Source organism: Spirosoma knui (genome assembly GCF_054780635.1).
This window is the reverse complement of sequence record NZ_BAAGVY010000003.1, coordinates 187,450-213,562: the sequence shown is the minus strand read 5'-3', so window position 1 is coordinate 213,562 and position 26,113 is coordinate 187,450. Positions and strand designations below refer to the sequence as shown.

The window sequence follows — 26,113 nt, the reverse complement described above, 5'->3', positions numbered from 1 at the left end:
ACAAGGGCGGTTCGGGTTTATTCCGGTTTCGACTGAAGCAGATTAGTTTGCAGCATCGGAACGTCGGGTTTGACGTCGCCGTCGCTCAGTCGTATTTTTTCAATATCCCGAATCACGTCAATAATCCCCTTCAGTGGAATTTTTACCCACGATGGCCGGTAACTTATTTCGTAGCCCAGTTCATAGACCGCTTTTTCGAGCAGGTAGATCTGGAGCAGGAAGTTGACCTCGTTGTTGTTTTTGAACAGTGGATGCGGAGCGCCGAACGTGTCCATATACGCGTTCAGAAACGTATCGCGAATGAGGTAGAACCAGCGGTCCGACACGCGCTGCAAATGTTCGGGATTTAAACCTTCGGTCTCCGCCGAGTTGAACAGCTTGGCCGAAACGGCGTAGTGGTACGACCGAATCATGCCCGCTACGTCTTTAAGGGGCGAATGCTTGATTTTTCGGTCGGTGATGCTGCTTTCCGGCTCGCCCTCAAAGTCGATGATCACAAAATCGCTGCCGGTAGCCAGCACCTGGCCAAGGTGATAATCACCGTGAATACGAATTCGTTGCGATTCAAGCGGCCGAGAGCGGAAATCGTCGATGAACGTATCGATAATCTCTTTGGCCTCCATGAATACCCACGCGAGTCGTTGCGCCTGGGGATCTAGTTTAGTGTAATTGTCGATCAGGAGCGCGTACCGGCGTTCCAGCAAGTCCTCCAACCGCCTGATCAAAAACTTCCGGTAATCATCCGAGAACGGTTCGGGCGCGAAGGCCGGATCGGTCGGAGCGCCTTCGCGGCTGGGTTTGTAGAGGGCGCAATGCATTTCACCGGTACGTTTTCCCAACAGCTCGACCTTATCGAACACGTCCTCGCGGATGGCGAACAGGCGATTCGGAACGGCGTATAAAAAATCGTTGAGGTAATCGCCGGTTTGTGCCCACGAGTCTTTATCGTTTGGCACCATGCGCTGAACCATGCCCAGTGTTACGGTTGAGCGGCTTCCCGTCTGGTCGTCGGTCTGCTCCCAGATGATGCTGCCCCCAAAAGCCGGAATATGATCAAAGTTGCCGACATCCGTCAAAAAGGCGACCATATCTACTTCAGGATTAGTTTCCTGAAACAGCTTGCGGTATAGCTTCATGAAATATTTGCCGCCGAAGGTCATGGCTGAGTTGCTCGAATCGACCGGTAGCACCTGCGAAGGCAAGTTTTCATCCCCTTCGTCGAGGCCTTTACCCCGGTGGAAGTTCAGTTCACCGTGAGTCTGCGGATAAGTTTGGTTCTGATAAATGGCCGTGAACAGGGCCTGGCGAAACCGATCGTCATAAATCGCGTCGATCAGCACACCCGGCTGATCGCCCAGAATCACCTCGCCGATACGTCCCTTATCGGGTACGTCGGCCAACTGAAACGGCAGCGTGTGGACTAGGTGATCGGCGACAAACGAAAGGGGGAGGAGATAATTCTCGGGAATTCCATCCGCGTAGGTGGCTTCCAGAATCAGCAGATACGCTACGTCCCCATCAGCGAGGGTAACCGAGTGTACCGTTTGAATGGCAAAGCCGGTTTGCTGCCGGGCCTTACCCGCAAACCAGCGACACGTATTGACATAGGTCGGCAGTAATGTTTCGGCTAAAGACGACCAGAACGTTGTATCGTGAGTCAGCTCAGGCCAGTTGGTTTGAGCCGTTAAAGTGTTTACCGAGGTCATAGCGTAGTGGGCAGTACACCAGTTAAGAAGACGTAACGCTTGTTTATCAGGCGGAATGTTTGAATTCTTTCAACCTATAACAAATGCTATCGCTTGATGTTGCCGACAACTTAGCCAAACGTAACGCTGGACTGATCAGATCCGCATTAAAAAGCCGGACCGATTAATCGGTCCGGCAGATACGATAGGTGCTGCATAAAATCACTGGTTTGAGGGTGTGGTCATGGCGATGGTGCGTTCTGGAGTACTTGGTTTTTTAGTCGCGATCGTTACAGACTGACGCGTGGTTTCAACCCCGTTCGAGATCTCGACATAGTACACACCATCTTCCAGTTCATCCAGGTTCAGGCGGGTACGGCACGTGCTTTCGTTCTTGCCCAAGTGCTTGTTGTACAAAACTTTGCCCTCGGCATTTTTCAGGCTAATATCAACGGTACCACCTTTTTGTTTGTCCAGCGCAATGTTCAGTTTGCCAGTATTTGAGGTGTAAATACCCGTTTTATAGCTAGCGGCTGCCGTTGGGCGAGTGATGGGATTCGGATCGCTGAATGCGTTGGCAGAAGTAACGGCACCGATAGTAAGGGCAACGAACAGAGATTTGATGTAGGTTTTCATGACTTTTTGGCTTTTGGTTGTTTTCGTCGGGTGTGTCCCGATTGGTGAAACAAAGATGCGGGCTAAACTTGGTACTGTGCATTACAAAGTACTTGAACGGTTGAAGATCTGGATGAGTGGCGGGAAACTGATACGACTGAGCGAATGGTTTATAGGAATACGTCTGTTTTCGGTGCAGATTTGTCTATTATTCTCGATTCGCTATGGTACCTGCTTCTGCCGATCTACCTCCTTTGTTTCGTTCTCCGGCCGTTTTTCGCCAGTTTGACCAGTTAACTGCCGCTGAAAGCACCCGGCATGGTGGGGTAAGTCCGGCTCCGTTTACCTCGCTGAATCTGGGAATCAATACGGACGATGATCCAGCGCATGTAGACGAAAACCGACAACGGTTCTTCGGCGCTATCGGCGCCGAGGATGCTTTGTTTGCATCGGCGCATCAGGTGCATGGCACGGACGTACTCTATACTACTGAGCCGGGTCGTTACGAAGGGTATGATGCACTCATAACCGACAAGCCAGGGCTATTGGTAGGGGTGACTGTTGCCGACTGTGTGCCGATTCTGATCTATGATGCGGCTAATAGGGCCGTTGGGGCCATCCATGCAGGCTGGCGGGGAACGGTCGGCGGCATTGTAACAAAAACGCTTGAAGCGATGCAGCAGCAGTTTGGTACGTTGGCGGAGTCATGTTATGCCTACGTCGGTACGTGTATTGACGAAGCCTCGTTTGAGATCGGCCCCGAAGTGGCTGAGCAGTTCGGGCCAGATTTCACACGTACTGATCCATACAGTCAGAAAACCTGCGCAAATCTGAAGGCTGCTAACGCCAGCTTGTTACTAGATTTTGGCATTCCGTCCGCGCAAATTGCTGTGTCGGCCTATTCAACGGTCTTAAATAATCAGGACTATTTTTCGTACCGGGCCGAACGAGGACAAACCGGACGTATGCTGGCGGTGATCGGAAAAAAAAATTAAACAAATTTTACAAAGGAGCCGTTATATACCTGTTTTTCAAACATTCAACTCAACGTTATACGATCATGGGAATCTTAGTTTCAATTCTGGTAGGTGCAGTCGCCGGCTGGCTGGCTGACCTGGTGTTTAAACGGTTTTCGTTCTCCTTATTCGCCGAAATTCTGCTTGGTATCGCCGGTGGTTTTGTAGGCGGCTGGATATTTGGCCGCGAGGGTGGTATGGTCGATCAAATTCTGACCTCATTTGTCGGGGCCGTTATTATTCTGGGTATTGCCGCCCTGATCAAAGGCTCACGCCGGACGGTATAAGACGATTGATAGTAAAATGCGAAGGGCTGTCAGGTAACTTACCTGACAGCCCTTCGCATTTTACGGCCTGTTACATTCGTAAATAGCTACTTCAAAATTTGCCGCGAAATCACGACTTTCTGAATTTCGCTGGTGCCCTCGCCGATTGTGCACAGCTTGGCGTCGCGGTAATATTTTTCGACGGGGAAATCTTTCGTATAGCCATAACCGCCAAAAATCTGGACGGCTTCATTCGCCACGCGAACGGCGGTTTCAGAAGCAAACAGTTTGGCCATAGCTGATTCCTTGGTAACCGTTTTCCCTTCATCTTTCAGGTCGGCGGCCTGATACGTCAGCAGCTTAGCTGCCTCGATGTCGGTAGCCATGTCGGCCAGCTTAAAGCTGATCGCCTGGAATTTCGCGATAGACTGGCCGAACTGTTCGCGTTCTTTGGCGTAGGCAATGGCGGCATCGTACGCCCCGTAGGCAATACCCAAACTGAGCGCAGCAATCGAAATACGTCCGCCATCGAGCACTTTCAGCGATTGAACAAACCCTTCGCCTACCTCGCCCAGGCGCTGGCTGTCCGGAATTCGGCAGTCCTGAAAAAGCATTTCGGCGGTCTCCGACGCCCGCATCCCCAGTTTATCTTCCTTACGGCCACCCGAGAAGCCGGGCGTACCCCGTTCAACCACAAATGCAGTGGCGTTACGAGACGTGTTGGGTTCACCCGTTCGGGCAATGACCACCGCTACGTTGCCGCTTATACCGTGGGTAATGAAGTTTTTTGCCCCGTTCAGAATCCAGTCATCCCCATCTTTCACGGCGGTTGTTCGCATATTGCCCGCGTCGGAGCCGGTGTTGGGCTCGGTAAGGCCCCAGGCCCCAATCCACTCGCCACTCGCCAGGCGGGGTAAGTAGGCTTGTTTTTGGGCTTCGTTCCCGAATAATAAAATATGGTTTGTGCAAAGCGAATTATGAGCGGCCATCGACAAGCCAACGGCCCCATCGACACGAGCGAGTTCGACAATGGCCGATACGTATTCGCGGTAGCCTAAACCGGCCCCGCCGTAATTGAGCGGAACGAGCATCCCCATCAGGCCCTGTTCGCCCAACTGCCGGAACAGATCAGCCGGAAAATGCTGCTCCTCATCCCACTGCCTCCGATTGGGACGAATGAGCCGATCGCTCAAATCACGTACCGATTGGACAATAAGCTCCCCAACGGCGGTCCGCTCGGAAGCACTTACTTGGTTTTCTACAATTTCACTAACCATACATTCAGTTGTTCACCGGAGTGATTTATTGATGAAGTTGTTTAAATAACGGATGAATACAATATCTTCTTATCTAACCACAATTGAGCCAAAATGGCTACTAAATAAGTTGAATTCGTTGCTAAAAAAGTACAGCGTCTATAATCCACAGGCTTGTAAGCTAATAACTTTTGGCAGAAATCGTACGCGGTGGTGAGCAGGACTTCATTTTGCGGTGGCAGCGTCGCACTTGGCCGCTAAGTCAGTATTGTGGGGCTTAGCCGTAGGGTTATTAAAAAACTCCTATTTTTGTACTGTGTGACCGGCTCCTTAAGGCGCCGTCAATACGTATAGAACGCAACTTTATACTGTTCAATTTATGAAATTAGCTGTTGTTGGAACCGGATACGTGGGTCTTGTTACAGGTACGTGCTTTGCCGAAACCGGCAACCAGGTTACGTGCGTTGACATTGACGAACGAAAAGTTGAAAAACTGAATAACGGTGTTGTCCCCATTTATGAACCGGGTCTTGAAACGCTGTTTCATCGGAACGTAGAAGAAGGTCGACTGTCGTTTACGACCAGCCTTGAGGAAGGCATTAAAGGTGCGGAAGTAATCTTTCTGGCGTTGCCTACACCTCCGGGTGAAGATGGCTCCGCCGATCTGAAATATATCCTGAAAGTAGCCAGCGATTTAGGGCCAATTCTGAGCCAGTACGCGGTTATTGTCGACAAAAGTACAGTACCGGTCGGTACGGCCGAAAAGGTGCACGCGCACATTGCCGATAACGCAACCGTAGAATTTGACGTAGTATCGAACCCCGAATTCCTGCGCGAAGGCGTAGCCGTTGAAGACTTCATGAAGCCCGACCGCGTGGTGATTGGAACCCGGTCGGAGCGAGCTAAGGCGGTAATGAACCGGCTTTACGCTCCGCTGGTCCGTCAGGGCAACCCGGTTATTTTCATGGACGAGCGCTCCGCCGAGATGACCAAATATGCGGCTAACGCATTCCTGGCTACGAAAATCACGTTTATGAACGAAATTGCGAACCTGTGCGAGCGGGCTGGCGCGAACGTAGACGACATTCGGCGGGGGCTGGGTACCGACAGCCGGATTGGAAAGCGATTCCTGTTTGCCGGTATCGGCTACGGTGGCAGCTGCTTCCCTAAAGATGTTCAGGCACTGGCTAAAACGGCTGAAGATTATGATTACGATTTTAAAGTGCTGAAGTCGGTGATGGCCGTCAACTACCAGCAGAAGACTAAGCTCATGCCGCTCATTCTGGAGCATTTTGGGGGCGATCTGCGCGGCAAAACCATTGCCATCTGGGGACTGGCGTTTAAACCGTATACCGACGACATCCGCGAAGCACCCGCTCTCGACAACATCCGGGCGTTGCTCGACGCTGGCGCGAAGGTGACCGTTTACGATCCCGAGGCAATGGAAAATGTGCGGAACCTGATCGGCAATGCGGTTGTGTACGCACATACGCAGTACGCGGCCCTCGATGATGCCGACGCTTTGGTGATTATTACTGAATGGCCGCTGTTCCGCACGCCGGACTTCGATAAAATGAATCTGCTGCTGAAAAATAAAGTCATTTTCGACGGACGTAACGTATACGAACTCGACACCATGCGTGAGCAGGGGTATACGTACTACAGCATTGGTCGCGAGGCCGTTCTGGCACCCGTTGAGCAATCCGTCACTAAATAATGTATAATGACGAGTAGCAGCCGCGGCTCGTGTCCATTGTATAGTGTTCATTATACATTTTAACCGATGAAGAGAGTTTTAATAACCGGTGGTGCCGGTTTTCTGGGATCGCATCTGTGCGACAGGTTCATTAAGGAAGGGTATCATGTTATTGCGATGGATAACCTGATTACGGGCGACATTCGTAATATCGAGCACTTGTTTCACTTGCCGAATTTCGAGTTTTACCACCACGACGTTTCGAAATTTATCCACGTACCAGGTGAGCTTGATTACATTCTGCACTTTGCGTCGCCCGCCAGCCCGATCGATTACCTGAAAATTCCGATCCAGACCCTCAAAGTTGGGTCGCTGGGTATTCACAACTGCCTGGGGCTGGCGCGGGTAAAGAACGCCCGCGTGTTGATTGCGTCTACGTCGGAGGTATACGGCGACCCGACCGTTCACCCGCAGAATGAGGAATACTGGGGGAACGTAAACCCGGTGGGCCCGCGCGGTGTGTACGACGAGGCCAAGCGGTTTCAGGAAGCGATGACCATGGCCTATCATACGTATCATGGCCTGGAAACGCGTATCGTACGGATATTCAATACGTATGGTCCGCGCATGCGCCTGAACGACGGCCGGGTGCTGCCTGCCTTTATTGGTCAGGCGCTGCGGGGCGAAGATCTAACCGTGTTCGGCGATGGTAGCCAGACGCGTTCGTTCTGTTACGTCGACGATCTGGTTGAGGGGATCTATCGCCTGTTGCTGAGCGACCACCCGTATCCGGTCAACATTGGCAATCCCTCGGAGATCACCATCAAAGAGTTCGGCGAAGAAATCATCAAGCTGACGGGTACCTCGCAGAAGCTGATCTTCAAAGAGTTACCAAAAGATGATCCGAAGCAACGGCAACCCGACATTACCAAGGCCAGGGCCATTCTAGGTTGGGAGCCGAAAGTGTCGCGGGCTGAAGGACTGCGCGTTACGTATGAATATTTTAAGAGTTTACCCGACGAAGAACTCTACCGGGCTGCGTATCATCGCGAATTCGTAAAGCAGTGATAAGCAGATGTTGTATTGCTAAAAATCTTCGTAAATTTACCTCGGAACTGCCTCAGCGCAGTACACCTTTAGCTGTCTGACAGAAACCTGCGAACGTTCTTGTACGCAGGTTTTTTGTTTGTAGACAGCCGGGAGCGTGGAGCTAAGGGCTTAGGATAATCAGTACCGTTCCTAGCGTCTCTAACCCTACGCCCTTAGCTCCAAGGCCTTTGCTAGCTCAGCCGGTCCTTAAAGCTTTCGTAGCCGTAGGATCTGACGAGCTGGAACGTATCGTTTTCTTTCCAGATACCAATGCTGGGCAGATTGACACCGTTGAAGGTGGTCGTTTTCACCATCGTGTAATGAATCATATCGTCGAACACGATTTTATCGCCAATCTCGAGGGGCTGATCGAAGGAGTAGTCGCCCATAAAATCGCCCGCCAGGCACGTCATGCCGCCGAGCCGATACGTGGGTTTATCAGCAACGGGTTCGTGGTAGGCACCGATAATCCGGGGTTTATAGGGCATCTCCAGCGTATCGGGCATGTGCGCGGCAAAGGACGTATCGAGTACGGCAACCTGAATGCCCTGACTGTTCAGTACATCGAGCACCGTCGACACCAGTACGCCCGTTTGCCAGGCAATGGCCGAACCTGGTTCCATGATAACGTCGACGTTATATTTCTGCCGGAAGGCCGTTAGCAAGTTGATCAGGTGATCGGTATCATAGCCTTCCCGCGTCATCAGGTGACCGCCACCCAGGTTCACCCAGTTAACCTGATGCAGCAGATCGGCAAACCGGCTTTCCAGCGCCTGAAGAGTGCGTTCGAGGGTGAACGAGTCATTTTCGCAAAGCGTATGAAAGTGGATACCTTCTAAACCTGCGGGCAGTTGATCGGGCAGCTGGTCGCGGGTAGCGCCTAACCGAGAGCCCGGTACGCAAGGGTTATACATATCCGTTGCTACTTCTGAATACTGCGGATTCACCCGAATGCCGCACGAAACTCCCTTACCCGCCATGCGACTGCTAAAGCGCTCCCACTGGCTCCAGGAGTTGAACGTTAAATGACTACTCCGTTCAACGACCTCATCAAACTCATCATCCCGGTAGGCGGGAATGTATGTGTGGGCTTTCACGCCCATGTACTCGTTCACCAGTTTGATTTCGTTGAGTGAACTTGCCGTTGCCCCGCTCAGGTAGTCGCGTACGAGCGGAAACGCGCTGTACATCGAAAAACCTTTTAAGGCCAGAATAATGGTTACTCCAGCCGCTTTTTGTACCGAATCAATTAATTCGAGATTCCGCCGAAGTTTAGCTTCTTCCAGCACGAAGCAGGGCGATGGAACGGTTGTATGTAGGTGTTGCTCTAAGGTCGTATTCATACCGCAAAGGTACGAAACTAATGGCCTTTAGGTCGTGGGTAGTCCATGCCAAACAGAATCGGTAATGTATATTTAACAAGCAGCAATCTGCCCGATTGGCTACCTGGTTTCCACAAGGGCATGGCTTTTACTACTCGTATTGCTTCTTCGTCACATCCATGACCTAATCCTTGCACTACCTGAAGATCGGTGAGTTGGCCATCTTTCCGGACTACAAATGAAACAAAAACACGGCCTTTGATTTTGGCTTTTAGGGCTGCTGGTGGGTATTGGACGTTCTCTTTCAGATATGCCCACATGGCCTCAATACCACCCGGAAACTCAGGTGGCTTTTCGACAATAGTAAAAACCTCGTGGTCGAGTGGATTGGTAGATTGGGCTAAGCAGTCGGTTATCGTAATTAGGAATATACTTAAGCCTAGAACAGAAACGATTATTCGTTGACGGCTGCGGTTAAGATAGGTAGGCATGCGGGGCTGGAGCTGATAAACGTGAGTTGTGTTATTCCAGCGCGAAAACAATCGGCATAGTATACATCACCCGAACCGGGCGACCCGACTGTCTACCCGGCTTCCAGCGTGGCATCTTTTGCAGGACGCGGATAGCCTCTTCATCGCAGCCGAAGCCAATACCCTTGAGTACGTGTACATCGGTTAAGGTACCATCGATATTGACGACGAAGCTAACGTATACCTTACCGCCAACACCCGCGGAAGATGCGTCACGTGGATAGCGCAGGGTATTGCCCAGGTACGTACGGAGCGCTTCAAGGCCGCCGGGGTATTCCGGGTCCTGCTCAACGCGAACGAAGGGCGCATCTTCTTTCGGCGCGATTTCTACCGCCTTTTCTTCTATGGTCGGGGCGGCAGACTCGGGCGGAGCGATGACGTCGATGTCGCCCATACCTTCGGCCGTTTGCTCACCCGATGTCGCATCCTTCAGATCGTCAGTAGTTGGAGGAAGGTTCTCTTCAATTACGTCGGCCTCCGGCATCACCACAAGAGGTAGATTGCGTACGGTGCTTACGGCGGGCGCTTTCTCAACGGGAGGCAGCGGAACCGGAGGCTCAGCGGGTGTTTCGGGAAGCTTTATCAGCTCCGTACGAACCTGTATCGCCTTTTCCTGAAATAGCTGCTGCGGCCAAAGGCGAGCGTACAGAGTAGGCACCGATAGTCCCAACAAAAATAAACCGACGCCTAACCCTAATGCGCGGGTAAGCGTCGGTTTATAATTTTGACGAAGATCGAAAGCGCCGTAAGCCCGATGCCGATCAGCAAAAATTAGCTCATCATACGTAAGCCCGGAGGTGGTAGATACAAACATGGCTTTTGCGGATTTAGTGTTTACCGCATAGATGTAGCCAGGTCTGTTATTCCATACATCGTATTACAAACTGTCGTATTGCTTCACCAACGTAATGGCATCGTTTTCCGTTTTGAAGCTTAGCTTCTCCTGTTTCGCGAACGCTTTGAGGGCATCCTGACGGTCGTTTAAGGCGTCGATCAGCGATTTTTCGGAGAGTTTCACTTTCACCAGCGTCTGGTCGGGTTTCAGGACGTAATAAGCGAATGCATCCCTGAACGCATCGTACCGGACGTCATTGGAGTACGGGTCTTTGTAATCCGCTTTTTTGAACTGCTTCACAATGCGTTTCAACAGCGCGGTTTTGCCTTTATACAGCACCAGAAAATACCCATTTTTAGCCGCCTGGTCGTCGGTTTTAGCCATTGGAACTCGCTCGAATAAATACGATTGCCCGGCTGCATTCTGGAACTGAAAAGCCTTCACCTGATCGGCATTGACAATAATCGAATCGTTACCGACCCAGGTACGTAATAAAATCAGCTGCTGGCGAAAGGCGTCGAACTTAATCGGAACGTCTTTATAGTTCTGACCGGCAACCATGTCAATTCTGCCTTTATTCCACTCGGGCAGGAAATACGGGGTTCCGCGTAAACCTTCGTAACGATTGTCAATAGTGTTCACCATGGTGTACGGTCCCGTACCGACAATCTGGCTTGTTGACTGGTACGTTTCGTAGCCGTTTCGCTGTGTATTAGGGTTAATCGGCTGATTAGTCGGCTTAGCCGCTTTGGTTGAGTCGGGATTTTGACGAATCTGAGCGAGTACGTTACCCGCCAGAGCAACTACGATAAGTGTGGAAATAAAGGTTTTCATGGAGTCTTACGTCGGGTTTGTTACCCTAACTAACGAAAAATCCCGTTACGTGACGTAACGGGATTAGTAATTTTATTCGGTCTGAAATTAAGCCGGGTATTCGTGCGGGAGCGGAATATCGACGCGTTCGTTAACGGGCAACCCTTGTTTATTCATTTGGTCGATAAACGGATCGGGATCCAGTTCTTCGCAGTTCCAGACGCCCGGCTTCATCCAGACGCCGGTAACCATCAGCATGGCACCAATCATGGCCGGTACGCCCGTTGTATAGCTAACCGCCTGACCGCGCACTTCCTGATACGTTTCGGCATGGTCGCAGTTATTCCAGATATAATACGTCCGGTCGGCACCGTCTTTAACGCCTTTAATCTGGCAGCCAATGCTGGTTTGGCCGGTGTAGTTTTCGCCGAGCGTATCGGGAGCGGGCAATACGGCCTTCAGGAATTCGAGCGGCACGATATCCATCCCGTTGAATTTAACGGGGTCAATACGTGTCATGCCTACATTTTGCAGCACTTCCAGGTGAGTCAGGTACGCCTGGCCAAAGGTCATCCAGAACCGGGCCCGCTTCAGAGTCGGGAAGTTTTTGACCAGTGATTCCAACTCTTCATGGTACAAGACGTACGATTCCCGCTCGCCAATCTCGGGGTATTCAATGGGTTTATGAATGCTCATCGCCGGAATCTCGACCCAGGCACCGTTCTCCCAATACCGGCCCGGCTGGGTGATCTCCCGAATGTTGATCTCTGGATTGAAGTTCGTGGCAAAAGCTTTTCCGTGATTACCCGCGTTGCAGTCGACAATGTCGAGGTAGTCCATCCGGTCGAAGTGGTGCTTATTGGCGTAAGCCGTAAACACCTGCGTAGCACCCGGATCGAAGCCGCAGCCAAGGAGCGCCATCAGGCCCGCCTGCTCGAAGCGTTCCTTATACGCCCACTGCCAGCTATATTCGAACTTAGCGACGTCCTTAGGTTCATAATTGGCTGTATCCATGTAATGCACACCGGCTTCCAGGCACGCATCCATAATGGGTAAATCCTGATAGGGGAGGGCTACGTTGATGACCAGTACGGGGTTAAAGGCGCGAATAAGGTCGACCATGTCAGCGACCACATCAGCATCAACCTGTGCCGTTTGAATCTGTACGCCGTGCATTTCCTGAATCTCAGCCGCAATTCGATCGCACTTCGCTTTAGTGCGGCTGGCGAGCATAATCTTCGTGAAAACCTGGCTGTTCATCGCGCATTTGTGCGCTACGACGCTGCCAACTCCACCTGCTCCAACAATGAGCACGTTTGCCATGTAGTCTACGTTCGTTAGTTCGTGATCGTTATTTTGGTCGCAAAGATAGAGAAAGTCGGCAAGCTGGGTAAAGGTATCCTTCAGATCGCTGATTAGCAGTGGTAGAAATTATAAGCGGGTAGCTAAACAAAATAATAGTATATTTGTTTACTAGATAAACCTGATTATCAGCCGTCCTCGTTATGAAACTTATATCTCCTACTGGTTCTTTTGAACTCTCAATCCTCGGCTACAGTAAAAAAACAACAAATTGGCGGGAGCGTAACAGACTGCAATGCCGTTTTTCTACCCTCTGGCGTCAGAAGAGTGATACACAGTCGCTGCCATTACAAACCTGGGAGATTGGCCGGATAGTAACTGGCCTCCGCTCGCTGACCAGCAAACTGGTCAACCGCATTCAGCTAAGTTTTTCAGAGCCCGGTTTAAGCGTAGAGGCTACCGCCTTGGCCAACGACAGTTACCGCCTGCAAATTCAGCTCGACCATGCGCTTACACCTGCCTGGCACCGGTACCCCGATTTTCCGATGGAAATGGATATTGTGCTCACCAAAAGTCAGTTGCAGGAAGCCATTGGCGATTTATCCCGGCAGCTTGATACGTACCCAGAGCGTTAATCAGCGCTAAATAAAGCAACACAATCCCGGTTTTATGGTTCATAAGCCGGGATTTGTCTTTTATTCGCTATACGCTTACCTTGTCGACGTATATACTTTGCGTTTATTTTTAGTGTAAGCGTTAGCTAGTGTAACCTATATCTTCGACTATGCTCCTGATCGGCCAGCGGAGTTTTTTTGAACTGAACATTCTTGATTACGAGCACGCACCGGATGCGACCGTGTCATCGGATCGTAATTTGTTGTGGGTAGCCGTTCGATCGGGCTGGCAGCATCATCAGTCTACCTCAACTGCAGCCATTCTTCATACGTACGAAATTGACGTATTGCTTGGCTGGCTACGCCATTTGTACGCCACGGGACGGCCCCAGTCGCGGCTGCTGTTCAGCGAGCCCTGCCTTAGCTTTGAGTGTCTGTCAGCGGACTCCGACGAGTTTCTGCTCCAGATTAAATTAGCGTTCGAAATCGCACCCGATTGGCACAATGATCCGTTCTCACCGTTTTGGTTGCCAGTAGTTATTTCGAAGCGAAAACTAGCCGAAGCGATCGACCAATTGGTTGACCAGTTTCTCAATTTTCCGGTGCGTCGTTAACGTTACCACTTGGTAACACCGCTTAGAATACTCATATTTGTATCCAGACTATAATTTCAGTAGAGTTATTGTAGTTGATTCGGGCTTATATAGCCTATACACCTAATTAAAAATCGTTACAAATATGAAAGTCGTCAAGCGTAGAAACCGCCAGATGACCATGGAGCGTATTCTACGTGCTATGGGGGAGGTAATGGCCGAACGAGGAACCGAGAAAGCAGGAATCAACGCTGTTGCCGAACGGGCGGGCGTTAACAAAGTACTCATTTACCGCTACTTTGGGGGATGGAATGGTCTGCTGGAAGCGTATGTTCAGCGCGGGTTTTTCCTGTCGATGTTCAATGAAAAGTTTCTCGAATCGGTTCCCGACAACCTGCCCGCCGAAAATCGGAGTAAGGTATGGTCGGAATACACGATTCAGTTTATGCGCGAGTTTCGTGCCCGCAAACCGTCGCAGGAGTTGATTCGCTGGGAGATGACGCACGGTGAAACGGAACTTGCCCGGCGGCTGGCCGAATTTCGGGATCAGTCCTACAAAAATCTGGTTGACAGACTCGCTCCGTACTCCGATTACGATCCCATCGCGATCACCAGCCTGATGGTATCGGCAGTAACGTACCTGGTGCTGACCAGCAGCCAGCGCGATCACATAGTGGATATTGACCTGCGGTCGGAGGCCGGTTGGGAACGTCTGGAAACGGCGATTCGCCGAATTTATTCAAGCCTGAATATTGCCCTCGAACGCGAAACGGCAAAACATGCGGAGGCAAAGTAGTGCACGGCCGGTTCGATTGACGTAGTACGATTTTTGAGAACACGCCCAGATATCGTACTACGTCAATCTTCTTATCGGTTCATCAACGCTTCAACTTCCTCAGCTTCGAGCGGGATATTAGCCATCAGGTCGATGTTACCCGTTTCGGTAATTAATACGTTGTTTTCCAGTCGGATGCCTAGTTTCTCTTCGCGGATGTAAATGCCGGGCTCAACGGTAAACACCATCCCCGGCTCCATTTTGCGGTATTTGTTGCCGACGTCGTGAACATCCAGCCCTAAAAAGTGCGATGTACCGTGCATGAAGTATTTCTTGTACAGCGGCAGGTCAGGGTCCTGTTTGGCTACTTCGTCGCGGTCGAGTAGGCCCAGCCCGATCAACTCCGATTCCATCACCTTACCCACTTCACGGTGGTAGTCGTCCCAGAGGTTACCGGGTCGGAGCATCTGTTTGGCTTCGTTCATGACACGTAGCACCGCGTCATAAACCGCCCTTTGCCGCGCCGTAAAGCGACCATTGACGGGGACAGACCGGGTCATGTCAGCGTTATAGTTCGCGTATTCAGCGCCTATATCGAGCAGAATAACATCGCCGTCCTGACACTGTTGGCTGTTGTCGATGTAGTGTAGTACGCAGGCGTTGGCTCCTGAAGCGATAATGGGCGAGTAAGCGGCTCCCCGCGAACGATTCCGAATAAATTCGTGCATCATTTCGGCCTCGATCTCGTATTCCCAGACGCCTGGTTTGATGAAGCCCAGTAACCGCCGGAACATCTTGTCGGTAATATCGATGGCCGTCTGGAGCAGCTGTACTTCCTGCGGCTGCTTAATCGCCCGGAGGTAGTGCATCAGCGGGGACAGCCGTTCGAGGTGGTGCAGGGGGTACTTGTGCCGGAACTCCTCAATGTAACGGGCATCGCGCGTTTGTACGTCAACGGTAGCGCGGGTGTGCTCGTTGGTGTTCAGGTAAACGGATTCGGCTTCGAATACCATCTGGCCGAAGACCTGCTCGAACTGGTGGGTCCAGTAGATTTGCTTTTGTGGAATACTCGAAACCTGCTCCGCTTCCTGTTTCGTAAGTTTATGGCCTTCCCAGATCTCAATCAACTCGCTGGTTTCGCGCAGAAACAACACTTCTCTGAACTTTGGGTCGGGGTGATCCGGAAACAGCACAAACCGGGTTTCTTCCTGATCAACGCCCGTCAGGTAAAACAGATCGTTGTTTTGGCGGAACATCATGGTGCCATCGGCGTTGGTGGGCATGATGTCGTTTGCGTTCACGACCACCATGGATTTAGGCTTTAATAAAGCGGTGAGCCGCTGGCGATTTTGAACGAAGAGTTGATTGTCGATTGGTAAATAACGCATACAGCAGTAAATTCAGGCTGCAAAATTGATTCGTTTGCAAAGAAAGCTAAAAAGCAGAAAGAGTTTTTCAGTATTTGCGTGTTTACACGTGTAGCAAATACGCTTAACACTTACCTAAACTGGTTCATGAAGGTTCGCCTGATTTCTTTGTTGTGTGTGCTGACCCTGACTGGCTACGCGCAACCAAACCGAGTTGCTGAGCAGTCGCCCAAATACTGGATCTTGCTGGATGCGAAAGATCAGGCCCTGGCTCCATCGTTGTCGCCGAAGGCGCTGGCCCAGCGCCAACTTCAGAACCTATCCATCGACGATACCGACCGGCCCGTTTCGGCTACGTATCTTACTCAACTGAAGCAGGCTGGCGTTCAGCCCGTTTGTCAGTCGCGCTGGTTAAATGCCGTATCGGCCCGATTGTCAGCCCAGCAATATGCGCAGGTGGCGGCTCTGCCGTTCGTTAAGGAAATCAAAGCGATTGATCCAGCTATTGTCATTACGTCCCTGAACCACTCCGACGAACCCGTTCCAGCCAAACTGCAATTAGCTCCCGTAATGACCCAGATTCAGGCGAACGACTTTGCTCAGGCTGGTTTGACCGGGCGATTTGTGTCCATCGGCGTCATCGACGCAGGTTTTTTCGGGGCCGATTCCGCCAATGCGCTGAAGCACGTGTTTGCCCGAGAAGGCGTGAAACGCGTTCGGGATTACGTGAACGAAAAGAAAACCCGCAGCAATCTGTTTCGTACGCTGGAAACGTTTTCGGATACGCACGGGACGGAGGTGCTGGCCGCCATTGCGGGCAGTGACCCAACCGAAAATATTCAGTACGGTCTGGCCACCGATGCTACGTTCTACCTCGCCCGTACCGACCAGGGCAATCGGGAATACCGGGGTGAAGAAGATAATTGGGTAGCCGCTATGGAGTGGATGGATAGCCTGGGGGTTCGGCTGATCAATACGTCGCTGGGTTACGCCAAAGGCATGAGCAACCCCAAAGAGAACTACGAACCGGGGCAGATGGATGGGCACACCAGCCTGATTAGCCGCGCTGCTCAGATTGCTGCTGACAAAAAGGGAATCCTGATCATTGTATCGGCCGGTAACGAAGGCGACGATCGCTCCTGGCGCATTATTAGCACCCCCGCTGATGCACAGGGGGTATTAGCGATTGGCGCCACTAACAATAAGCTTTGGAACCGCATCGGTTACAGCAGTATTGGTCCGGAAAGTCTGCCGTACCTGAAACCGAACGTATCGTGCTTCTCGCTCTATGGAACCTCGTTATCGGCACCAGTAATCACGGGTTTTGCCGCCTGTCTGATGCAGGCTAATCCGAAGCTGACCAACAAGCAGTTGATGGACATCATCGAAAAATCGTCGCATCTGTATCCCTACGGCAATAACTACGTTGGGTACGGAGTCCCGCAGGCATCGCGGGCACTGGCGTTACTCCGAAACGAGCCTCTGCCAGCTAGCGCCCGCTCTATAAAAGCTACCGGTAAAACCTTCACCCTACCTGTAGCCACCGGTGAACAGGCCGTATCGATTTTTCACAAGAAAGATGCTACGCACGTATTGCAGCAGGAGGTTACGAAAATAAACGCGGGTAAGCTGACGCTACGTCGGGAAAATAACGAAAAACAAACAACGGTTGACCTCAAAAAAGAAGTAATCGAGGTAATCTGGGAATAGATTGATTCGGCGAACTGGCTGATTTTAGAATGAAAGGACTCTATTGCGTTCTACTGCTGACGCTTTCCAACGTATTTATGACGCTGGCCTGGTACGGGCATCTTCAACTGAAGCAATACCCGACGCTGGCGAAACTTTCGCTGTTCGGTATTATCATGCTAAGCTGGGGGCTGGCGTTCTTCGAGTATATTTTTCAGGTACCCGCCAACCGGATCGGCTCGAACGAGACGGGTGGGCCTTTCTCGCTGTTTGAACTCAAAACCATTCAGGAAGCCGTATCGCTAACGGTGTTTACAATCATCACCGTTTATTTCTTCAAGACCGACAAGCTGGCCTGGAATCACCTCGTGGGCTTCTTCTTTATCGTGGTGGCGGTCTTCTTTATCTTCAAGAAATGGTAAGTGCTCAATCAGGAGCCGAAACGCGCCAGCCGTCAGGACGAAGCCTGAAAGCGCTTGACTGGGCCAATTTCTTTTTGGCTGACGTACGCGATGGCTTGGGCCCTTACTTATCTATTTATTTGCTGGTGTCTCAGCATTGGAATGCTCAGGACATTGGTTTAGCCATGTCGGTGATGGGCATTGCTACCGTAGTGGCTCAAACCCCGGCGGGCGCTCTGGTCGACCGTACACGCCAGAAGCGACTGTACTCGATCGTTGCCTCGCTGCTAATTGCCAGTGCCGCTCTACTCACTATTCTTTTACCTACGTTTGGCATCATTATCGGCGGGCAAGCGGTGATGGGCGTGGCGGCTGCCTGGTTTGTTCCGGCCATCGCTGCCATTACGTTAGGTCTTGTTGGGCATCAGCAGCTCGATAGACGTATTGGACGAAATGAAACCTTTAATCACGCCGGAAATGTGTTTGCGGCCCTAATGGCTGGGCTAATTGGCTACTACATTGGCAACGAGGGCATCTTTGTGCTTTTAGCGGTGATGTCTATTATAAGCAGCCTGACTATCTGGCGCATTCAGGAGAATGACATTGACCATGATTTGGCTCGGGGGAGTAGAGAAAATCAGCTATCCAATGAATCGGTAGGATGGCGGGCTATACTGGCAAACCGGGTGATTCTGTTCTTCGCCATTGCCTGTGTTCTTTTTCATTTTGCCAATGCCGCCATGCTTCCGCTGCTCGGGCAGCGTTTAGCCCAGGGAAAGGGTGCAAACGTTTCAACCGTTTATATGTCTGCCTGTATTATTGTCGCGCAGGTTGTCATGATACCCGTTAGTAATTGGGCCGGTAGACTAGCCTCGCGAGGGCGTAAACGGTTGTTGTTGATTGGCTTTGCCGTGCTGCCACTTAGAGGTATTCTGTATGCACTAACGAACGATCCAGATGTGTTGATTGCCATTCAGGTGCTGGATGGTTTTGGGGCCGGTATCTTCGGAGTGATGTCGGTGCTGGTTGTCGCCGATCTGACGCTGGGCAGCGGTTTGTTCAATACAACGCAGGGGGCCATCGCTACCGCCACGGGGCTAGGAGCTTCGCTAAGTAATGCGTTTGCGGGTGCCGTAGTGCAACGGGCTGGCTACAATGTTGCCTTTATCTCCTTAGCCAGCATTGCCATAGCCGCAGTAGCCATGTTGTGGTGGTTTATACCGGAAACAAAACCTGCATTTACAGATGCAGCCCCTTCAGGAGATAATTCGTAACGTAATCCGAAATGCCATCTTCGAGTGAAGAAAACGGTTTATCGTAGCCAATTGAACGAAGTTTACCCATACTGGCCTGCGTGAAATACTGGTATTTATCGCGAATGTCGGCCGGGGTGTCAATGAAGCCGATTTGAGGGGCACGGCCCATGGCCTGAAAGGTGAGGGTGGCCAGATCGAGGAAGGTACGCGCTTTGCCACTGCCGAGGTTGTAGATGCCGGCGTTACGTCGGTGATGCATCAGAAATAAGCAGACTTCCACTACGTCCTTTACGTACACGAAATCACGCATCTGCTCGCCATCGGCAAAATCCGGATTGTGCGAGCGGAACAATTTCATCTGCCCCGAGCTGCAAATCTGGTTATAGGCGTGGAAAATAACCGACGCCATCCGGTCTTTGTGGTATTCGTTGGGGCCGTACACGTTGAAAAACTTCAGACCGGCCCAGAAAAACGGTTTTTGTTCCTGCTCCAGCGCCCACATGTCGAAGGTGTTTTTCGATTCTCCGTACGGATTCAGCGGCTTCAGGTGCGGAATCACCGATTCGTTATCCTCGTAGCCGAATTCGCCTAAACCATACGTAGCGGCCGAAGACGCGTAAACCAGGGGGATCTGGTAGTCGATACATCGTTTCCAGATCTGTTTGGAGTACTCAACGTTGAGGTGATCGAAGATGTGGTAATCCTGCTCGGTCGTATCCGTGCGGGCACCGATGTGAAAAATAAATTCCACCTCCTGATAATTCTGATCGAGCCAGTCAAAAAACACCTCCCGATCGACCCGCTCCTGAATCCGTTTCCCCGTGAGGTTCGCTTCTTTACGTGGGTTCGAGAAGTCATCGACGGCGATGACAAAATTGAAATTTTCCTGATTCAACTTGCTGATCAAACAGCTTCCGATAAAACCGGCGGCCCCCGTAACGATAATCATAAAGTGGTAGTCGTAAACGTGTTTATTGCTATAATGCGGTAGGAATCAGGTGAAATGAAGTGAAATTGGCTGTAAAGATACAGCTTTTCGATTGGACAATAGAATAGCGTTTTTAGGGATTAATTTGCATTTTTCTGATATGAATCGCTAATCATTAGTAAGCGATGGCGAGGAATTGCAATTTTTATCCCGCTCGAAGAGTTCGTACCTTTGCCGGGTATTTTTCATATCCGGCGTTTCTGGCAACCGCCCTATCTAAACCAGAAAAATGGTCTATATTAACAGAATTGAACATTTCAACGCAGCCCACCGGCTTTATAACCCAGCCTGGTCGGAAGAGCGTAATAAAGAAGTTTTCGGCCCGTGTGCCAACATGAACTGGCACGGCCACAACTTTGAGCTGATCGTAACCGTAAAGGGCGAACCTGATCCAGATACGGGCTTTGTTATCGATCTAAAAGTACTGGGTGATATTATTCGGCGGGAGGTCATCGATAAGGTTGATCACAAAAACCTGAACCTCGACGTCGACTTCATGCAGGGAAAGATGGCAAGCTGCGAAATCTTCATCATGGAGATCTGGAAAATTCTGGAGCGCGCGCTGGAACCCGTTACCGAAGCGCATCTGCATCAGCTTCGTCTGTATGAAACACCGAAGAACTTCGTCGATTATTTTGGCGAATAGGAAGTAAGCGTCATTCGTTGTCATACAGCGTCATTACTGGGTAAAACAATGAGTGACGCTGTATGACAACCAGTAACGAGCAATGACGTATTATCTGATAGCCGGTGAACGTTCCGGCGATTTACACGGCGGAAATTTGATCCGGGCCATTCGGAAGCAGGACCCTTCGGCAAGTTGCCGGGCGTACGGGGGGGAGCAAATGGAAGCGGCCGGTGCTACGTTGGTGCGGCATTACCGTGAGATGGCGTTCATGGGTTTTCTGGAAGTCGTCAAAAACCTAGGTACCATCCGCCGAATTATGCGCGAGTGCCAGGCTGATCTGCTCAAAAACCGCCCTGACGCACTGATCCTGATTGATTACGCCGGGTTTAACCTGCGCATGGCCCGGTTCGCAAAAAAGCACGGCATCCGGGTATTTTATTACATTTCGCCCAAAGTGTGGGCCTGGAATCAGCGCCGGGCTCTGAAAATCAAAGCTACCGTCGACCGGCTATTTACAATTTTACCGTTCGAAACCGAGTTTTTCGCCAAGTACGATTACAAAGTAGAATACGTTGGCAACCCGCTGCTCGACGCATTGGCTGACTTTACACCTGACCCGGCGTTTCGCCAGCGATTGGGCTTCGACGCGCGGCCGGTTGTGGCCCTATTACCCGGCAGTCGGCACCAGGAAATTACCTCTATCCTTCCGGTCATGCTGGCCGCAACTCGCCACTTTCCTAGTTATCAATTTGTGGTTGGTACAGTAAGCAACCTGCCTGATACGTTATACGACAGCCTGTTGGCAGATTATCCGGCCGTTAAGCGCGTACCGGACGCGGCTTATGACGTACTGAATATTGCGACGGCTGCTCTGGTTACGTCGGGGACGGCCACGCTGGAAACGGCGCTGCTGAACGTACCACAAGTGGTTTGCTACAAAACAACCGGCATATCTTACGCCATTGCCAAACAACTGATTGCCGTACCCTTTATCTCGCTCGTCAACCTGATTGCTGGCCGGGAAGTGGTAAAAGAGCTAATTCAGAACGACCTTACGCCGGACCGGGTGGCGGCTGAATTAAGGAAAATTGTACCGGGTAATCCAGGCCGGGACGTAACGCTGACCGGGTACGCTGAGGTGCAGAAAAAAATGGGTGGACCCGGCGCGTCTGAACGGGCGGGCCGATTGATGGTAGCCGAATTACGTAGTGGATTCGTTGAGAGCCGACGCGCCTAGAGGCAACTCCCCGAACGGTACGTTACGCCCAGATTTGGTTGGCTTCGGTTAAGATAATGGGTTGACCATCCGTGACTACGATCGTATGCTCGTGCTGGGCGACGTAACTGCCATCCCGCGTTACCAGCGTCCAGCCATCGCCTTTATCATGCGCGTACGTAGCGCGAGTCGAAATAAACGTTTCAATGGCTACAACCGAGTTTTTCTTAAATCGGGACGTATTGGACCGGTCATAACAGCAAAGAATTTCGCTGGGCTCTTCGTGCAAACTCCTACCGACGCCATGCCCCGCTAAGTTGCGGATAACCTTGTAGCCCGACCGCTTTGCTTCGGTTTCGATGAGCCGGCCGATGTCCGCAATCTTTACCCCACCGCGTATCTGCTGAATCGCTTTGCGCAGGATTTTTTTCGAGGCTTCAACCAGATCCGTATGTTGATGAACGTCAGCCCCCAGCACAAAGGACCCTCCGTTATCCGCCCAGTAACCATCTAATTCGGCCGATACGTCGATGTTCACTAGATCGCCTTCCTTTAATACTGTATTCGTTGACGGAATTCCGTGGGCAATTTCAGTATTGACGCTGATACACGTCCAGCCTGGAAAGCCATAGGCGAGCCGAGGAGCCGATTTTGCGCCGTACCGCTCAAGAACCTGGCCACCGTAGTCATCCAATTCGCGGGTTGTCATGCCGGGCCTGGCATAGTCACGCATTTCCTTGAGCGTCATGCCAACCACTTGGCTGATTTTCCTAATCCCTAAAAATTCGACGTGTGATGTAATGGACATAGCTGGTCAAACTGATTACCAAAGCCTTTATTCGATAACTCCGGTCTTTTCCCATTTTAGTAACCAATCCTTTTTGATACCGTGTCCCTGGGAAATAAATTGGTAGAAGGGCAGCATGTCCTGTTCGTAATTACCGGTTACCCACAACGGATCGCCTAAAATAACGAGTTTACGAGGCCAGTCGAAGACTACGGGAATGATAGGAACGTTGGCCTTCAGCGCAATAAAGTAAAAGCCTGTTTTCAGCTTCGATACGTTGCTTCGGGTGCCTTCCGGAGCAATGCAGATGTGGAGTCGGTCAGTACGGTTAAATACGTCGACGATGGCATCTACCATGTTGGTTGACCGGTCACGGTACACTGGTACGCCACCCAGCACGCGGAAAAGCCAACCAGCGTACCACGTAAAGAGCGAGCTTTTCGCCAGGTACTGAATCCAGATATGAATGGTTGGCCGAACGCCCAGGCCGATCAGGAAATCCCAGTTTGTTGAGTGTGGCGCAACCGCCCAGATACCCTTCGGGACAGTGGGAACCGGGCCAACTACGCGCCAGCCGGCAACTTTAAATAACCAACGGGTTAACGTACCGAGCATGTTGTAAACCGGAACAGGTAGCCAGAAGCAGAAAACCTAATTGCTCCTGGCTACCTGTTGCCTGAATTAATACTTCCGGTCTTTACGCTCCAACCACTTGCCCGTCATAAACGAAGCTGCCAGCAGAACGACGTAAAATAAAATTGTCAACGGGGTTGATAAATCCATGTCAGTATTCGGTTGAAATCGAGTGCAAAAATACGAAACGTGCTGAAATGAGCACCTTACTGCGTTAGATATTACAAAACGCCTTTGGTGCTGGGAAGGTTATCCAGGGCTTTGCGGTCGCGTTGAACAGCCATCTTGATCGCCTTCGCAAATCCCTTGAAAATCGCTTCGATCTTGTGGTGTTCGTTATCGCCTTCCACTTTGACGTTCAGATTGCACAGCGCCGTATCCGAAAATGATTTGAAGAAATGAAAAAACATTTCCGTCGGCATGTCGCCGATTTTTTCGCGCCGGAATTCGGCCTCCCAAACGAGCCAGGGCCGTCCCGAGAAGTCGATCGCTACCTGAGCCAGAGCCTCATCCATTGGCAACAGGAATCCATATCGGTTAGTCCCTCGTTTGTCGCCAAGTGCTCGTCGGTACGCTTCGCCCAACGCTAGTGCGGTATCTTCAATGGTGTGGTGCTCATCGATATGCAGATCGCCGTTGACCCGAATTAATAGGTCGGCACCTGAGTGCTTGGCGAGTTGATCGAGCATATGGTCGAAAAAGCCAAGACCCGTATGCATGTCGGCCCGGCCTTGCCCGTCGAGGTTCAGCTCGATCCGAATCTGAGTTTCCTTCGTGTTCCGTTCTACCGTAGCCGTGCGGGCGGGCAGGCGCAGAAACTCATAGATGTTGTCCCAATCGTCGGTCGTGAGGGCAATCGCCTGCTTCATGGCGTCGGTCAGCCCGTCGACATCCGCGTTCTGCACCGATGACAGACCGTTGGGCGGCAGAAACAGAATAGCTTTTGCGCCTAAGTTTACGGCTAGTTGTACATCGGTTAATCGGTCGCCAATCACGTAGCTGTTCGCCAGATCATACGTATCGTTGAAGTAATCGGTCAGCATACCGATTCCGGGCTTGCGGGTGGGCGCGTTGTCGCGCGGGAAATGGCGGTCAATATGAACCCCTGTAAAGTGAACATTTTCGCCCGCAAATGTGGCCAGCATCTTGTTGTGCGCGGGCCAGAAGGTTTCTTCGGGGAACGAATCCGTACCGAGCCCATCCTGATTGGTAACCATTACCAGACCGAAGTCAGTTTCTTCGGCAATCCGGCGCATGGCCGAAATCGCTTTGGGAACGTAATCGAGTTTGGCCAGCGAGTCGACCTGCTGGTCGGGCTGGGGCTCAACAATCAGCGTTCCGTCGCGGTCAACAAACAACAGTTTTTGCATAGAGAAGCATTGTAAACCGACAAAGATACGGTCTCGTACGGTTGCAACCGAAAATGTACTACTTTTGCGCGGTAGTTCTTTTTATAGCTGTATATATAGTCTGTAGTAGCGCCTGTTCGTAATTTATTCGTTATTGACTTCCTAATTTATCTATTCACACGTGCTTATTCGTAGTTTTTCTTCCCACCATCCGGGCTGGTTAGATAATCGTATGTATACAAGGCTTATTATTGATTGAATACGCAGCCGCTTACCCGAGCAGTGCTACCGGGTACGGGCTGTTTTACAGAAATCTAAAAGAACGACACCATTTTTTCTTAAAAAACATGTTTATAAACTACCAGTAAATTATGCCAGCAGCATCCAGGTTGACCCGTATTGGGGTTTTTTATGACGGTAATTATTTTCTACACGTAAGTAACTATTATAATTATTCACACGAGCGACGCAGCCGCATTAGTATTTCAGGACTGCACGCTTTTATCCGCCGTCAGGTTGCTGAAGAAGAAGGAGTTAATGAGCGGTTATGTCAGATTGTCGATGCCCATTATTTTCGGGGGCGGCTCAACGCGCACGAGGCCAATCAGCGTGGCAATCAGCTCTTTTATGACCGGCTTTTCGATGATATTCTGATGTCAGAAGGCGTTGTTACGCACTACCTGCCCGTTAAAACGTACCAAGGGTATCGCCAGGAAAAAGGCATTGATGTCTGGTTAGCCCTCGAAGCGTTTGAGCTGGCTCAATACAAGAAATTTGATGTGGTGGTGCTCATTACATCGGATGGCGATTACGTTCCGCTGATTCGGAAACTGAACACGCTCGGCTCGCGGATTATGGTGCTTAGCTGGGACTTTGAATTTCTAAACGAGCAGGGTGAAAAGCAGGTAACCCGCACATCACAGGATTTGCTGGAAGAGGTTTCGTACCCGGTGGCAATGCATGCGCTGATCGACGAGCGGAGTCGTAAGAACGATATGGTTATTCAGAACCTGTTCGTGAAGCAGCAGACAAAGCCCGCGTTTACGGCCGTAACGACCAGCAACGGATTCAACAACGGCTACGATAGTGATTTTGATACCGATACTACCTACGACACGTACGCACACGATCCGCTTACGTATAACCTGTCCGACGACGATAGTGACCCGGAGGGACGTAAGATCAGCACCATCCGGAGTCTGAAAACGGGGTATGGATTTGTCAATTATCCGCCGAATAACTTGTTCTTTCATTACACCAGTCTGATCGACACGGACTTTAACGAACTACAAGTTGACGACGAGGTCGAGTTTAGCGTGGGTAAAAATGCGGAAGGCAAGGACATTGCGGTCGATGTCCGGTTACTACGTGCCTAAAAACGACGTAGTGGTT

General features: G+C 51.0%; 26 protein-coding genes. 13 read left to right on the top strand and 13 right to left on the bottom strand.

Going from position 1 to position 26,113, the window contains the following annotated elements; all coding sequences use genetic code 11:
- Positions 1 to 17: 17 nt before the first annotated feature.
- Positions 18 to 1,706 (bottom strand): maltokinase N-terminal cap-like domain-containing protein, encoded by a 1,689-nt coding sequence (locus ACYVIY_RS09505; protein ID WP_460976089.1) that lies wholly within the window; start codon positions 1,704 to 1,706, stop codon positions 18 to 20.
- 201 nt (positions 1,707 to 1,907) lie between these two features.
- Positions 1,908 to 2,321 (bottom strand): T9SS type A sorting domain-containing protein, encoded by a 414-nt coding sequence (locus tag ACYVIY_RS09500; protein ID WP_460976088.1) that lies wholly within the window; start codon positions 2,319 to 2,321, stop codon positions 1,908 to 1,910.
- A gap of 203 nt (positions 2,322 to 2,524) precedes the next feature.
- On the opposite strand from ACYVIY_RS09500, the gene pgeF reads away from it, so the two are divergent.
- Positions 2,525 to 3,295 (top strand): peptidoglycan editing factor PgeF, encoded by a 771-nt coding sequence (gene pgeF, locus ACYVIY_RS09495; protein WP_460976087.1) that lies wholly within the window; start codon positions 2,525 to 2,527, stop codon positions 3,293 to 3,295.
- 65 nt (positions 3,296 to 3,360) lie between these two features.
- The gene (locus ACYVIY_RS09490; protein WP_460976086.1) at positions 3,361 to 3,603 is read left to right on the top strand and encodes a GlsB/YeaQ/YmgE family stress response membrane protein; all 243 of its coding nucleotides are present in this window, start codon (positions 3,361 to 3,363) and stop codon (positions 3,601 to 3,603) included.
- Between the two features lie 86 nt (positions 3,604 to 3,689).
- Here ACYVIY_RS09490 and ACYVIY_RS09485 read toward each other — a convergent pair whose 3' ends face one another.
- Positions 3,690 to 4,859: an acyl-CoA dehydrogenase family protein gene (locus ACYVIY_RS09485; RefSeq protein WP_460976085.1), complete on the bottom strand. Its 1,170-nt coding sequence runs from the start codon at positions 4,857 to 4,859 to the stop codon at positions 3,690 to 3,692.
- A gap of 358 nt (positions 4,860 to 5,217) precedes the next feature.
- Between ACYVIY_RS09485 and ACYVIY_RS09480 the strand changes: the two genes are divergently transcribed.
- The gene (locus tag ACYVIY_RS09480) at positions 5,218 to 6,555 is read left to right on the top strand and encodes a UDP-glucose dehydrogenase family protein (protein WP_460976084.1); all 1,338 of its coding nucleotides are present in this window, start codon (positions 5,218 to 5,220) and stop codon (positions 6,553 to 6,555) included.
- A gap of 66 nt (positions 6,556 to 6,621) precedes the next feature.
- Positions 6,622 to 7,602, top strand: coding sequence for a UDP-glucuronic acid decarboxylase family protein (locus ACYVIY_RS09475; protein ID WP_460976083.1), 981 nt, complete (start codon positions 6,622 to 6,624; stop codon positions 7,600 to 7,602).
- A gap of 212 nt (positions 7,603 to 7,814) precedes the next feature.
- On the opposite strand, the gene nspC is transcribed toward ACYVIY_RS09475, so the two are convergent.
- The 5 genes from nspC to ACYVIY_RS09450 form a co-directional block, all read right to left on the bottom strand.
- On the bottom strand, positions 7,815 to 8,966 hold the full coding sequence (gene nspC / locus ACYVIY_RS09470; protein ID WP_460976082.1) for a carboxynorspermidine decarboxylase: 1,152 nt from the start codon (positions 8,964 to 8,966) through the stop codon (positions 7,815 to 7,817).
- 17 nt (positions 8,967 to 8,983) lie between these two features.
- Positions 8,984 to 9,436 carry an energy transducer TonB gene (locus ACYVIY_RS09465; RefSeq protein ID WP_460976081.1) on the bottom strand — a complete coding sequence of 151 codons (453 nt, stop codon included), beginning with the start codon at positions 9,434 to 9,436 and terminating at the stop codon, positions 8,984 to 8,986.
- Between the two features lie 31 nt (positions 9,437 to 9,467).
- Complete coding sequence (locus ACYVIY_RS09460) at positions 9,468 to 10,289, bottom strand: TonB family protein (protein ID WP_460976080.1); 822 nt, start codon at positions 10,287 to 10,289, stop codon at positions 9,468 to 9,470.
- Positions 10,290 to 10,352: 63 nt separating this feature from the next.
- A complete protein-coding gene (locus tag ACYVIY_RS09455) occupies positions 10,353 to 11,144 on the bottom strand; it encodes a hypothetical protein (RefSeq protein ID WP_460976079.1) in 792 nt (263 codons plus the stop codon).
- An 87-nt stretch (positions 11,145 to 11,231) separates the two neighbouring features.
- A complete protein-coding gene (locus tag ACYVIY_RS09450) occupies positions 11,232 to 12,446 on the bottom strand; it encodes a saccharopine dehydrogenase family protein (protein ID WP_460976078.1) in 1,215 nt (404 codons plus the stop codon).
- 182 nt (positions 12,447 to 12,628) lie between these two features.
- On the opposite strand from ACYVIY_RS09450, the gene ACYVIY_RS09445 reads away from it, so the two are divergent.
- The 3 genes from ACYVIY_RS09445 to ACYVIY_RS09435 all read left to right on the top strand — a co-directional run bounded on the left by ACYVIY_RS09445 (position 12,629) and on the right by ACYVIY_RS09435 (position 14,428).
- The gene (locus tag ACYVIY_RS09445) at positions 12,629 to 13,060 is read left to right on the top strand and encodes a WapI family immunity protein (protein WP_460976077.1); all 432 of its coding nucleotides are present in this window, start codon (positions 12,629 to 12,631) and stop codon (positions 13,058 to 13,060) included.
- 149 nt (positions 13,061 to 13,209) lie between these two features.
- On the top strand, positions 13,210 to 13,653 hold the full coding sequence (locus ACYVIY_RS09440) for a WapI family immunity protein (protein ID WP_460976076.1): 444 nt from the start codon (positions 13,210 to 13,212) through the stop codon (positions 13,651 to 13,653).
- A gap of 154 nt (positions 13,654 to 13,807) precedes the next feature.
- Positions 13,808 to 14,428: a TetR/AcrR family transcriptional regulator gene (locus ACYVIY_RS09435; RefSeq protein ID WP_460976316.1), complete on the top strand. Its 621-nt coding sequence runs from the start codon at positions 13,808 to 13,810 to the stop codon at positions 14,426 to 14,428.
- 71 nt (positions 14,429 to 14,499) lie between these two features.
- Here the strand turns inward: ACYVIY_RS09435 and ACYVIY_RS09430 are convergent, their stop codons facing one another.
- A complete protein-coding gene (locus ACYVIY_RS09430; protein WP_460976075.1) occupies positions 14,500 to 15,795 on the bottom strand; it encodes an aminopeptidase P family protein in 1,296 nt (431 codons plus the stop codon).
- A gap of 126 nt (positions 15,796 to 15,921) precedes the next feature.
- On the opposite strand from ACYVIY_RS09430, the gene ACYVIY_RS09425 reads away from it, so the two are divergent.
- Genes ACYVIY_RS09425 through ACYVIY_RS09415 form a run of 3 tightly spaced genes read left to right on the top strand, consistent with a single transcriptional unit; the run spans position 15,922 to position 19,138 of the window.
- Entirely contained in the window at positions 15,922 to 17,484 is a 1,563-nt protein-coding gene (locus ACYVIY_RS09425; protein WP_460976074.1) for a S8 family serine peptidase, read from the top strand.
- A gap of 29 nt (positions 17,485 to 17,513) precedes the next feature.
- Positions 17,514 to 17,885, top strand: coding sequence for a DMT family protein (locus ACYVIY_RS09420; protein WP_460976073.1), 372 nt, complete (start codon positions 17,514 to 17,516; stop codon positions 17,883 to 17,885).
- A complete protein-coding gene (locus ACYVIY_RS09415) occupies positions 17,879 to 19,138 on the top strand; it encodes an MFS transporter (protein WP_460976072.1) in 1,260 nt (419 codons plus the stop codon). Before ACYVIY_RS09420 ends, ACYVIY_RS09415 begins: the two co-directional genes overlap by 7 nt.
- Here ACYVIY_RS09415 and rfaD read toward each other — a convergent pair.
- The gene (rfaD, locus tag ACYVIY_RS09410) at positions 19,104 to 20,069 is read right to left on the bottom strand and encodes an ADP-glyceromanno-heptose 6-epimerase (protein WP_460976071.1); all 966 of its coding nucleotides are present in this window, start codon (positions 20,067 to 20,069) and stop codon (positions 19,104 to 19,106) included. The two genes, ACYVIY_RS09415 and rfaD, sit on opposite strands and share 35 nt — an antisense overlap.
- Positions 20,070 to 20,337: 268 nt before the next feature.
- Between rfaD and ACYVIY_RS09405 the strand changes: the two genes are divergently transcribed.
- A complete protein-coding gene (locus tag ACYVIY_RS09405) occupies positions 20,338 to 20,754 on the top strand; it encodes a 6-pyruvoyl trahydropterin synthase family protein (protein ID WP_460976070.1) in 417 nt (138 codons plus the stop codon).
- An 82-nt stretch (positions 20,755 to 20,836) separates the two neighbouring features.
- The gene (gene lpxB, locus ACYVIY_RS09400) at positions 20,837 to 21,973 is read left to right on the top strand and encodes a lipid-A-disaccharide synthase (protein ID WP_460976069.1); all 1,137 of its coding nucleotides are present in this window, start codon (positions 20,837 to 20,839) and stop codon (positions 21,971 to 21,973) included.
- 22 nt (positions 21,974 to 21,995) lie between these two features.
- On the opposite strand, the gene map is transcribed toward lpxB, so the two are convergent.
- The 3 genes from map to hisB all read right to left on the bottom strand — a co-directional run bounded on the left by map (position 21,996) and on the right by hisB (position 24,742).
- A complete protein-coding gene (gene map, locus ACYVIY_RS09395) occupies positions 21,996 to 22,760 on the bottom strand; it encodes a type I methionyl aminopeptidase (RefSeq protein WP_460976068.1) in 765 nt (254 codons plus the stop codon).
- 27 nt (positions 22,761 to 22,787) lie between these two features.
- Complete coding sequence (locus tag ACYVIY_RS09390; protein ID WP_460976067.1) at positions 22,788 to 23,354, bottom strand: 1-acyl-sn-glycerol-3-phosphate acyltransferase; 567 nt, start codon at positions 23,352 to 23,354, stop codon at positions 22,788 to 22,790.
- Between the two features lie 239 nt (positions 23,355 to 23,593).
- Positions 23,594 to 24,742 carry a bifunctional histidinol-phosphatase/imidazoleglycerol-phosphate dehydratase HisB gene (gene hisB / locus ACYVIY_RS09385; RefSeq protein WP_460976066.1) on the bottom strand — a complete coding sequence of 383 codons (1,149 nt, stop codon included), beginning with the start codon at positions 24,740 to 24,742 and terminating at the stop codon, positions 23,594 to 23,596.
- Positions 24,743 to 25,092: 350 nt separating this feature from the next.
- On the opposite strand from hisB, the gene ACYVIY_RS09380 reads away from it, so the two are divergent.
- Entirely contained in the window at positions 25,093 to 26,097 is a 1,005-nt protein-coding gene (locus ACYVIY_RS09380; protein ID WP_460976065.1) for an NYN domain-containing protein, read from the top strand.
- The last annotated feature ends 16 nt before the right edge of the window (positions 26,098 to 26,113 follow it).